Source organism: Actinophytocola sp. (assembly GCF_050699935.1).
Lineage (GTDB): Bacteria > Actinomycetota > Actinomycetes > Mycobacteriales > Pseudonocardiaceae > Actinophytocola.
Map to the genome: position 1 here is coordinate 1 of NZ_JBOHGB010000198.1, position 11,010 is coordinate 11,010.

At 71.5% G+C, this 11,010-nt stretch carries 11 protein-coding genes; 4 read left to right on the forward strand and 7 right to left on the reverse strand.

Annotated features, from left to right (window positions below; genetic code table 11):
- From ACRDTB_RS34920 to ACRDTB_RS34945, 6 genes are all read right to left on the reverse strand, one after another.
- On the reverse strand, window positions 1-374 hold a 374-nt coding region (locus tag ACRDTB_RS34920), incomplete at its 3' end, for a protein kinase domain-containing protein (protein ID WP_431436516.1).
- Between the two features lie 227 nt (window positions 375-601).
- Complete coding sequence (locus tag ACRDTB_RS34925; protein ID WP_431436517.1) at window positions 602-1,408, reverse strand: hypothetical protein; 807 nt, start codon at window positions 1,406-1,408, stop codon at window positions 602-604.
- 254 nt (window positions 1,409-1,662) lie between these two features.
- Window positions 1,663-2,643 (reverse strand): hypothetical protein, encoded by a 981-nt coding sequence (locus tag ACRDTB_RS34930; RefSeq protein ID WP_431436518.1) that lies wholly within the window; start codon window positions 2,641-2,643, stop codon window positions 1,663-1,665.
- An 86-nt stretch (window positions 2,644-2,729) separates the two neighbouring features.
- Window positions 2,730-3,461 (reverse strand): PIG-L deacetylase family protein, encoded by a 732-nt coding sequence (locus tag ACRDTB_RS34935; RefSeq protein WP_431436519.1) that lies wholly within the window; start codon window positions 3,459-3,461, stop codon window positions 2,730-2,732.
- A gap of 94 nt (window positions 3,462-3,555) precedes the next feature.
- The gene (locus ACRDTB_RS34940; protein WP_431436520.1) at window positions 3,556-3,861 is read right to left on the reverse strand and encodes a hypothetical protein; all 306 of its coding nucleotides are present in this window, start codon (window positions 3,859-3,861) and stop codon (window positions 3,556-3,558) included.
- Between the two features lie 81 nt (window positions 3,862-3,942).
- Complete coding sequence (locus ACRDTB_RS34945; protein ID WP_431436521.1) at window positions 3,943-4,254, reverse strand: chorismate mutase; 312 nt, start codon at window positions 4,252-4,254, stop codon at window positions 3,943-3,945.
- 253 nt (window positions 4,255-4,507) lie between these two features.
- Between ACRDTB_RS34945 and pcrA the strand changes: the two genes are divergently transcribed.
- Both pcrA and ACRDTB_RS34955 read left to right on the forward strand, forming a co-directional pair.
- Window positions 4,508-6,883 (forward strand): DNA helicase PcrA, encoded by a 2,376-nt coding sequence (gene pcrA, locus ACRDTB_RS34950; RefSeq protein ID WP_431436522.1) that lies wholly within the window; start codon window positions 4,508-4,510, stop codon window positions 6,881-6,883.
- A gap of 122 nt (window positions 6,884-7,005) precedes the next feature.
- Window positions 7,006-7,272, forward strand: a complete 267-nt coding sequence (locus tag ACRDTB_RS34955; RefSeq protein WP_431436523.1) for a hypothetical protein — start codon at window positions 7,006-7,008, stop codon at window positions 7,270-7,272.
- Here ACRDTB_RS34955 and ACRDTB_RS34960 read toward each other — a convergent pair.
- Window positions 7,262-7,990, reverse strand: coding sequence for a M23 family metallopeptidase (locus ACRDTB_RS34960; protein WP_431436524.1), 729 nt, complete (start codon window positions 7,988-7,990; stop codon window positions 7,262-7,264). The two genes, ACRDTB_RS34955 and ACRDTB_RS34960, sit on opposite strands and share 11 nt — an antisense overlap.
- An 828-nt stretch (window positions 7,991-8,818) precedes the next feature.
- Between ACRDTB_RS34960 and ACRDTB_RS34965 the strand changes: the two genes are divergently transcribed.
- Complete coding sequence (locus tag ACRDTB_RS34965) at window positions 8,819-10,648, forward strand: hypothetical protein (protein WP_431436525.1); 1,830 nt, start codon at window positions 8,819-8,821, stop codon at window positions 10,646-10,648.
- 105 nt (window positions 10,649-10,753) lie between these two features.
- The coding region (locus ACRDTB_RS34970; RefSeq protein ID WP_431436526.1) for an ATP-grasp domain-containing protein at window positions 10,754-11,010 on the forward strand (257 nt) is incomplete at its 3' end.

Genomic DNA, 11,010 nt, shown 5'->3' on the forward strand with positions numbered 1-11,010 from the left:
GCCGCCGACTGCGCGCCGACCCGAGCGACCTCGCGGGCGGGCAGCGGGCCGCGCTCGGCCATCACCATCGCGAGGCTCTTGGAGGGCAGGTACTCCATGATCAGACAGGGCGCGCCGTGCTCGTCCACGACGTCGAAGACCGCGATGGCGTTGGGATGGTGCAGCTTCGCGGCGATCCGGCCCTCGCGCATGCAGCGCTCGACGGCCTCCTGCGCCTCGTCCGGCGGCAGGCCCGGCTGGAGCAGGAGTCTCTTGACCGCGACGGTTCGGTTCAGCCGTTCGTCATGCGCCTGCCAGACCACGCCCATCGCACCGGTACCGATGCGGTAGACCAGCCTGTAGCGCCCGGCCACCAGGCGACCCTCATCGGTCATCGCGCCGAGTCCCTCCCTGCCTGCGGGCCTTCGCTCGTGCCGACTCCGGAACTGGAGATACCTGGACCGCAGGTCACAGAAACCTCCCGGGGCTGGCGGCGGGCGTGCTCATCGCCACACGTAACGCGACGGGTACCCACGTACGCCGACCCGCACCAGGCTAGGCCCTCACTCTGTGCACACGAAGGCGGACCACACAGTGCACAATGGCTTGACAGCTTAGTGGATCAGTTGCGCTGGGCCGACAGCAGCCGGACACCCACGATACGCCGGGGCGACTCGGCCACGGTCAGCAACTGCTGCAGCTGCAGCTGACCGCCGTTGGCCAGGCGCAGCCGGACCATCGCGAGCACGCCGTCGGCCCGCTTCTCGATGCCGACCACGTCGACCGAGCGGACGAGCGACCAGGAGTCGAGGAACTGGCCCAGCGTGGAGTCGAGCAGTCCCGGTGCGAGCAGGTCGAACGCGAGCGCGGGGTCGGTGGGCACGACGTCGTAGAACTTCTTCACAACGTCCACATCGGACTGCGGTGCCACGGTGGTCGACGAGTCCGACGCGGTGGTGCCCGACATCGGCGTGCTGGCCGACGCAGCCGGCGGGGCGGCCACGCGCGGCGTCGTCGTGACCGGCTTGGGGCTGGGCGGGCGAGCGGCCGTCGCCCGGGTCGGTGCGAGCGTGCGGTCGAGCTCGCCGGGCATCAGCGCCTGCTCGCCGCTGATCTCGGCGGGACGTTCGGGGGCGGGCTCGGCGGCCTCACGCCGGTGGGCGATGGTGGAGGCCACGCCGATGGCGCCACACAGCACGAGCGTGGCCACGGCGAGGCTGGTGATCTTCGCGAGCTGAGCGGCGCGCGAGGACGGACGGCGGTGCGAGGTCGGCCCTGCCTCGGGCTCGACCGGCCCGTCGAGCGTCACCGTCGTCTCGGCCGGCTCCGGTGTTGGGGACTCGGGTTCCGCGGCCTGTCTGCTGATCAGCTCGGTGACGGAAACCGAACCGGCGCGTACGTGGCGCCGTCCGGTCGTCAGACGATCCACTTTCTGCGGCCCTTCGTGCGTTGCGTGAGGGCCAACTAGGTACCGTGCTGCCCGCCCGGAACGCCAGCTATTCGGAGTGGATCACACGAACGGGTCGGTGGACGGGCGCATATTTCACTCGATCGGAGCAATTGCCACCACAATCGTTCGCGGTCGGTTGTCCATCCGATGCCGAACTCGTGATCAACGTACTCGGGCCGTGATGTCAGGCCAAGCCTTGCTTTTTCGCCGCGTTGTCGGTTATGGACGGTCGGTCAGGCGGTCGGTGTGTCGTCGCTGATCTTGGGGTCGCCGCCCCAGGTGAAGGTCAGTTGTCGCTGCTCGACCGTCTCCGTGCCGTCCTCGCGGACGATCTTCACGGTGCTCGTGGTCTCGGCCGTGTTGCGGTCGATCGTGATCTGCTGGACCTCCACGTGGTCCACGCCGCCGTACCTGGCCTCGATGCCCTCCGGTCCCTCGCGCGCCATGCCTCCCGTGCACAGCTCGTGGGCCGCCTGCGGGTCCTCGGTCACCAGCGCGAAGTACTGCTCGGTCCGGTCGCCCATCGCTTCCGGGTCGGTCGGCGTCACCGGCGCCCGGCCGACCGTGGTCCTCTGCGGCGGGGTCAGTGTGGTCCACGTGCTCGATGTCGGGTCTGACATCGTCGTGCCGGACGACGATCCGGACGCCGACGAGTGCGGCCGGCTGGACGACTGGCCGTCCTGGGTGCGGCTGGCCGTGTCGGGGCGGGCACTGGACGAACGCGAGCTCGAGCTGGTCGTGCTGGTTCGTGAGGCGGCCGTGGTCTCGTCGACCGGCAGGGCGCCCAGCTCCTGGGTCGGGAACGCGGGCAGCGCGTCGATGGTGTTGCTGGACGGCGGTTGGCCGACGAACCGCACGGCGGCGACCGCGAGGCCACAGACCACGGCCGCGGACGTGCCGACCGCGAACCAGGCAGCCTTGCGCCACGAGCGCGGCGGCGTCACCGACGCCGGCACGATGCCGAGGTCGAACTTGCGCAGGCCGCGCGGCGGGGTCTCCGGTACTTCGTGCACGATCGCCGCCTCGGGCTCCCGCTGGCGGGGGACCAGTGCGATCGGCGAGGTGTCCTCGGCGGTGAGATCGTCCGCGCGCGGCGGCGGTGCCCAGGCGAACCTCGCGTGTGCCGGAAGCCGGCCGGCCTCGGTCGGTCGGACTGCGGGGGTCCAGGCCGAGTTGACCGAGCCCCGCCGGTGTCTGCCATGACGTGGGCCCACCGTGGGCCATCCCCCACCGTTCATGGCTCTGAGACCTCTTTCCCTCGGGATCGTGACGTTGCGCGATGCAACCGTCACGAGAAAACTCAGGCCGTGCTGACCACCTGGAAGACCTCGGCGTAGCTGCCCTCGCCCAGGCCGGCCGCCCGTGCGGTGGCGCCGAAGGCCGCGCGCAGGGCCCGCTCCAGCTCGACGCCGTCACCGACCTGCGAGGCGTGCGAGCGCAGCGCGGCCATCTTCTTGTCGAAGGTCTCGGTGACGTCGACGACGTGGTTGCGCAGCGACGCCGGCCCGTCGGTGATCCACAGCTCGCGCACGGTCCACGGCTCGAGTCCCGCGCGGTCGAGGAGCTCGCGGTGGGCGTGCGGGTTGCGGGAGTCGGGGAACACCGCGGCGAACGCGGCCTCGCCGGACGCGCGGTGGTCCGGGTGCGTGGTGGGCACCCGCTCCCAGTTGATCTCGGGCGACCAGGCGAGCACGCGGTCCGGGCGCACGTCGCGGATCACGCGGGTGATGTCCCGGCGCAGCTCGATCGACGCGGTCAGCGTGCCGTCGGGGTGATGGAGGAAGACGACGTCCTCGACGCCGACCTGCGAGGCGGCCGCGCGTTGCTCGGCCTCGCGGGTGCGCGCCATCTCGGCCTCGTCGCGATCGGGGTCGCCGCTCGCTTCGCCGGAGGTGCAGATGCAGTAGGTGACGGCGACGCCCGCGGCGGTCCAGAGTGCGACCGTGCCGGCGGCGCCGAAGTCGATGTCATCCGGGTGAGCGGCGACGACCAGGGCCGACCGCACGTTCTCGATGGGGATCGGAGTGCTCACCTCGCCCAGAGTATGCGGTTGCCCACGGTTTGAGAGCCGGGGTGCGCATGTCAGTGCCACTCCACTCGACCGGGTGAAGGGGCGCCTTCCGGCGCTACTCGCCGGTGCGATATCGCTGCTGGGTCGACTGGAGCGCCTTGGTCGCCACGCCACCGGAACCGGCGGCGAGCACGATCGCCAGCACGTCGGCGAAACCGCCGGCGCTGGTGAGTGCCCAGGCGATCAGCGCCCCGGCCGTGGTAACGCCGGCGACCGGCCAGCGCGACCGCACGTACTGCGCGATCGGCGCTCCACCGGCCCGCTTGCTCGCGGCCGAGTTCAGCAGCGCCAGATAACCCGAATGGGCGAGGGTGGCCACCACCGCGGCGATGGCGATGATGACGGCGATCAGGTTGAGCATGACTCCAGTGTGCCCGCATTCTGGCGCCTGTGGATCGGTGACAACCCTGAAACTGAGCGTTCTCTCAGCGACCTCGGGTCCTCAGCGACCCAGCGGGCCGCGGCCGAGGTCCAGCAGCGCCATCGCGAGCCGCCGACCCTCCGGGCCCAGCTCGCGGTAGCGCGCGAGCACGTCCATCTCCCGGTTGTAGACGATTCGTGGCCCGCCGGCGGCCATTCTCGCCGCGCCGATCGTTCTGGACACCTCGATCCGGCGCTTCACCAGGCGCAGGATCTCCGCGTCGAGCCAGTCGATCTCCTCGCGCAGCGCGGCGATCTCACCGTTGGAGGCCACCGGCGGGGTCGGCTGGTCGTTCGCCGTGTCGTCTCCCGCGGTCGGGGTCGTGGAGGGCATGTCGTGATCCTCTGTTCTGCGGAGCCCCGGTCCCCGAGCCAGCGAAGCCCCGGGGTCCGCGGACTCCGGGGCTTCGCTGTCGTTGTCTGGGCGCTACACCACGACGGGAGCCGGAGTCCGGTTCCCGTAAAAAAACTCGAAGACGTGGGTTCGCACGGGATCGATTCTGGCACCACGACTCGCGAACTGTCCACCCTGCCCCCGGCTTGCCGCGCCGTCGTTGTCGGGGCGGGCCGGTAACGTTGTCCACACGATGAGCACTCTGTTCGAATTGCCTCCGCAAGCCCCTGCCAAGCCGTCTCGCCGACGGTCCGCGGACCTGCTCGCCGACCTCAACGACCAGCAGCGTCGCGCCGTCCAGCACGCCGGCTCGCCGCTGCTCGTGGTGGCCGGCGCCGGCTCCGGCAAGACGCGGGTGCTCACCAGACGCATCGCCTATCTGCTCGCCGAGCGCGACGTGCACCCCGGGCAGATCATGGCGATCACGTTCACCAACAAGGCCGCCGCCGAGATGCGCGAGCGCGTGGTCGAGCTGGTCGGCCGGCGGGCCAACGCGATGTGGGTGTCGACGTTCCACTCGATGTGCGTGCGGGTGCTGCGCCGCGACGCCGCCACGCTCGGCATGAAGTCGAGCTTCTCGGTCTACGACGCCGACGACACACGCCGGCTGGTCACGCTGGTGGCGCGCGATCTCGACCTCGACCCGAAGCGCTACACCGCCCGCGGCCTTGCCGCGCACATCTCGAACCTCAAGAACGAGCTGGTCGGTCCGGACGAGGCCACCGAGTCCGCGGCCAACGACTTCGAGCGCCGGGCCGCCGAGGTGTTCGTCGAGTACCAGCGGCGGCTGGGCCTGGCCAACGCGTTCGACTTCGATGACCTGATCATGCGCACGGTCGAGCTGCTGCAGACCCACCCGGACGTGGCGGAGTACTACCGGCGGCGGTTCCGGCACGTGCTGGTCGACGAGTACCAGGACACCAACCACGCGCAGTACACCCTGGTGCGCGAGCTCGTGGGCACCGGTGCGGACGGGGTCGAGCCCGGCGAGCTGTGCGTGGTCGGCGACGCGGACCAGTCGATCTACGCCTTCCGCGGCGCCACCATCCGCAACATCGTGGAGTTCGAGCGGGACTACCCGCAGGCCACCACGATCATGCTGGAGCAGAACTACCGCTCCACGCAGACGATCCTGTCGGCGGCCAACGCCGTGATCTCGCGTAACACCAACCGGCGGGACAAGCGGCTGTGGACCGCGCTCGGCGACGGCGAGAAGATCGTCGGCTACGTCGGCGACAACGACCACGACGAGGCCGCGTTCGTGGCCGGCGAGATCGACCGGCTGATGGACACCGCGGACGGTGACGCCGGCCTGACCTACGGCGGCGTCGCGGTCTTCTACCGCACCAACAACCAGTCCCGGGTGTTCGAGGAGATCTTCGTCCGGCTCGGGCTGCCGTACCGGGTCGTCGGCGGCGTGCGGTTCTACGAGCGCCGCGAGGTGCGTGACGCGCTGGCCTACCTGCGGATGCTGAACAACCCGGAGGACACGGTCAGCCTGCGGCGCATCCTCAACGTGCCCAAGCGCGGCATCGGCGACCGGGCCGAGGCGTGCGTGACGGCGCACGCGGACCGCGAGCGGATCTCGTTCAACGTCGCGCTGCGCGAGGCCGCCGAGGGCAAGGTGGCGCTGCTGAACCCGCGGTCCCGCAACGCGATCGTGGGCTTCCTCGAGCTGGTCGACGGGCTGCGCGAGCTGGTCGACGGTGAGCAGGGGGCCGGGCACGAGGTCGCCGAGATCCTGGAGGCCGTGCTCGAGCGCACCGGCTACCGCGCCGAGCTCGAGGAGAGCGACGACCCGCAGGACGCCACGCGGGTGGAGAACCTCACCGAGCTGGTGACGGTCGCCCGCGAGTTCGCGCACGCCCTGGACGGTGTGGAGGAACCGCAGCCCGACACGGGTGTCGAGCCGGGCTCGCTCGCGGCGTTCCTGGAGCGGGTGTCGCTGGTGGCCGACGCCGACCAGGTCCCCGACGAGGACGCCGAGTCCACCGGCGTGGTCACGTTGATGACACTGCACACCGCGAAGGGCCTCGAGTACCCGGTGGTGTTCTGCACGGGGTGGGAGGACGGGGTCTTCCCGCACATGCGCGCGCTCGGCGACCCGGTGGAGCTGGCCGAGGAGCGGCGGCTGGCGTACGTGGGCATCACGCGGGCGCAGCGGCGGCTGTACCTGTCGCGGGCGATCGTCCGGTCGGCGTGGGGCCAGCCGATGACCAACCCGCCGTCCCGGTTTCTGGACGAGATTCCCACCGACCTCGTCGACTGGCGGCGCGTCCAGCCGGAGCGTGCGGCGCCGAGCGCGCCGACGTCGTGGGGTGCCCGCCGCTCGGAGGCCATGCGCTCCCGCGGTGGGACGGCGTCGCCCTTCGGTCCGGCCAAGGGGTGGAAGGACGCCCCGGCGCTGTCGCTCGACGTGGGCGACCGGGTCAACCACGACAAGTACGGCCTGGGCACCGTGGTGGCCACCGACGGCGCCGGCCCGCGGGCGACGGCCACGATCGACTTCGGCACCGCGGGCACGATCCGGTTGATGCTGATCGGCAGCGTTCCGCTGGTCAAGCTGTAGTTCCCTGGGCTCAGGCGGCCCGATCTCGAACTGGCGTGCGAAAATTGTCAGTGCCCTCGGGTTCAATCCACACCGACGGGACGCACACGCTCCCGCACGAGGTCAGAGGGGGGTCCCTAGGTGTGGACGAGTTGCTGTACCGGATCTTCGCCGAGAACGTCGGCCGGTATCTGGACGGGGTCGACCGGCTGGTCGCGAACGCATCCGCACGACCGGTGGCGACCGAGGCGCGCCGGCTGGTCGCGGCGTGGCGGGCGATTCTCGAGCTGCACGGCCCCGCGGGGCGCCGTTGTGCCGGCTGTGCGCGCAGGCGGTCGATGTGCAGCGTGTGGCGGGTCGCCAATGCCTACTTCGTCAGGCGGTTGCCGGGCGAGTCGATCAGTAGCTGACGCCGTGCTCGGCCAGCCAGCCGAGCGGGTCCAGCTTGAGGCCGTCCTCGGCGGCCCACACCTCGAAGTGCAGGTGGGTGCCGGTCGAGTAGCCCCGGTTGCCCATGAGCGCGATCTGCTCGCCGGCCTTGACTTCCTGGCCTTCGTAGACCGAGTAGCTGTCCATGTGACCGTAGACGGTGACCGTGCCGTCGGAGTGCTGGATGCGGACCCAGAGGCCGAAGCCGCTCGCCGAGCCGGCCTCGATCACGACGCCGTCGGCGGCCGCGACGATCGGGGTGCCGAACGAGTTGGCGATGTCGATGCCGTAGTGAGTCGTGCCCCACCGTGCGCCGAACATGGAGGTCAGGCTGCCGTCAGCGGGCCTGACGAACTTGGGCCGGTTCCGCTCGGCGATCTCGGCGGCGAGCTTCGCGGCACGCGCCTTGACGATCCGGTCGCTGGCGGCGATCTTCTGCGCCTCGAGCGGGCCACCGGAGGTATCGACGGCGGGCTTGGCGACGGTCAGGAAGGAGGGAGCCGCGGCTGAGGAGGAGTCACCACCGATGCCGATCGCGGCGGAGGCGTTCGAGCTGTCGGCTAAGGGCTGCACGTCCGGCGTCTGCTGTTGCTTCTCGCCGCCCTGGAGCGTCTGCCCGGCGGCGGCCGCGGCGAACGCGCCGACGGCGACCGCGGCGACGACCACGCGGCCACGCAGTGCGGAGGAAGGAGGAGACACCCTGTGTACGCCGCGGTCGCGGTTGGGAGTGCGATCAGCCATCGCTTCTTCGAGCGCGATGCACTCCCAGTTCTCGCCGCCGGGTGAGCGGTGTCGAGCCAAGGCCTTGCTGCCCTTCCGTCTCGGGGAGTCCGGCTCGAACGCTTCGCTCGTGGGGAAACGAGCTTCACGTGGGCTCCGGGCGGGGGATCCCGGCTGGTCGGCTTTTCGGGTTGCCGACCCTGCCCATTTTCGTGACCGGACTGTGACAACGGACCGGGGGACAGTAACGAAGGGAAAGCAGTTAGAGCAACATCCGTAAGTCGTGTCCGCTGATCGGGTGGCGGCTGGAGAAGACCTGATCAGCCGAAACGCTCAACCTGAACCCAAGTTTACTTTCGCGATGTGATCCAGGTTACTAAGCCACGAGTTCATCCAGCCTTCGGTTCCGCATCCCCTTGGGACACCCACGCACCCCCACCGGGAGTCAGGCCAGGCTCCCGCGGACCGCCGCCGCCCGGCCGGCGCCAGCTGGGCTGCGCCGGTCGGAGCCCGTAGACGGACCTGCGAACCGCCATCGCTCCAACAGCGCTCGAGGTCGGCCGCGGGCGCCCGCGGCCGCAAAATGGGAGGTCGGCATCCGGGATGCGCGTCGCCATCGCCGGACCACCCGGCTGTGTCGGTCCGGCGTGTCGGGTGTCCTGGCTGCTCGCGCCACTGCCGACCCCGCGGGGAAGCGGCCATTCGGGCGAAAAGACGGCGTGGTGTCCGGGCGGCGCCGTGCGCCTCCCCGGCGAGTTGCTAGCGTGCTCGGCAATGACTTCGGGGACCCGATCGCCGCGTGGGCGGGTGGACAGGCGGCAGGCCGGCACCCGCCAATACGAGCAGACCGAACGGCTCGGGTGGGCCGATGCTCCGCCACAGCTCCGCCTCGCGTTGGGGCTCTCCGTGCTCGGCGCGGTCCTGCTGATCGCGGGTCCGGAGGTCGGCGTCGTTCAGGACGCCCCGGCCAGAGGGTTCGCCAGCACGGCCCTGCTCGCCCTGCTGGCGGCCGCGCCGCCGTTCATCGCTGGGACGCTCATCGCGCTCGGGCGGGCGCTCACCGCCGCCGGCGTGCTGACCGGCGCGGCCCTGCTCAGCCCGGGTCGTGCCCTCGTCGACCTGCAGTTCCTCCAGGACGGGCTGCTCGTCTCCCGGCCGGAGCTTCTCGTGCCGACCAGCCTCGCCGCGCTCGCCCCGGCCGCCGGGCTCTGGCTGCTCGTCGCCGGGCACCTCGCCACCGGCGCGGCCGGACTGCTCGCGGCGGGCCGGGCGGGGGCCAACCCGGGCTCGGCCTACGGCCTGGAGCTGGACGCCGGCCCGACCTCGGAGAGGACCCGCGGCCGCGCCATCGGCTGGGCACTCGGCTTCGCGACCGTCGCGGCGGTCGGGCTCGTCATGCCGCCCTTCCGCTCCGACAACGCCTTCCAGCTCGGCCACGACCTGATCGACAGCCCGACGCTGGTCCGGATCGGCCTCGTGCTGATCGTCGCCGCCGTCGTGGCCGGGTGTGTGTTCGCCGCCGGATCCACGCGGCCCGCCGTGGCGCGGGGCGTCGTGCTCGGGGTGCTCGCGGCCACGGCCGGTGTGGCGCTGCCGCAGATCGTCGCCGGCCTGACGGTGGAGCGGCTCAGCCCGGACCTCGGGCCATACGTCGCCCTCGCCTCGCTGCTGCTGCTCACCGTGCTGATCTTCGTGCTGCGCGGCACGGCCCTGCCGGGGGACGACGCCGAGGACACCGAGCTCCAGCTCGAGCCGGGCCGGGTCCACCTCGTCACCGGTGTGCTCGGCGTGCTCGCCGGCGTCGCCGCGCTCGTCGGCGCCGTCGGGCCCCAGCTCGTCGTCGACGGACTGGAGGCACCGGAGAGCTACGCCAACCGCCAGCTCATCCCCGTCGGCATCCTCATCGCCACGCTCGGCGCCGCCATGCTGTCCAACCGCTGGGCCGCCGCGGTCCGGCCGGCGTTCGTCGTGAGCCTGGGCTCCGTCGTGCTCGTCGGCGCCGCCACCCTCGACGCGGCCTTCACCGGCGCCGGCATCAGCGACACCGTCCACATCGGCGCGGGCATCTGGTTCGCCGCCGCCTCGATGCTGATCGCCGCCGCCGCGGCGGTCGCCGCGACCATCGCCGGCAGCGCCGAACGCGACGACGTCGACCTCACCGAGCGCACGACGCACCTGTCCGTCGCCGCTCCCGCGGGTGCGGCGATCCTGTTCAGCGTCGGCGCCTTCGGCTTCCCCATGATCACCGCGCCGGACTTCGTCGCGCCCGGCATCTGGTCGGAGTTCCGGCTCGCCTCGTGGGGTCTGGTCATCGCCATGGTCGTGGTCATCGCCGCCGGCCTGCTCGCGACCGTGGCCCGCCCGGCACGGGCGGCCGCGCTGCTCCTCGGCGCGGCCGCCGTCGTCGGCGTCCACGCGCTGGAGCTCCCCATGACGAGCGATCGCGTCCAGGACGCCACCGCCGGGTCGGGCACGTGGCTCGCGATCGCCGGCTGCCTCGCGTTCCTCGTCGCCGCGGGCATCGCGCTCGCCGGCCCGGCTCCGCGGCAGGACACCCCACAGCCCACGCCGCGACCCGCGCGAGCCCCCGAGAACAGGCCCAGCCGCCCCGTGGGCAAGCGCGGCCGCCGGGCGTGAGGGACTTCACCGGACGCCGCGCGCCGGGAGTCCACGCACGTCGCTAGGGTCTTCTCCGTGCCGAACCCACCACGGCACGCAGTCTCAGATCAGGAGAGCCCTCGAGTGGATCTGTACGAGTACCAGGCGAAGGACCTCTTCGCGGCCCACGGTGTTCCGGTGCTGCCGGGAAAGGTGGCCGACACGCCGGACGAAGCCGGTGCGGTCGCCGCGGAGTTCGGTCAGACCGTCGTCGTCAAGGCGCAGGTGAAGACCGGCGGTCGGGGCAAGGCCGGTGGTGTGAAGCTGGCTGGTGACGCGGCTGAGGCGTGGGTGAGGGCGGAGGCGATTCTCGGCCTGGACATTAAGGGTCATGTGGTTCG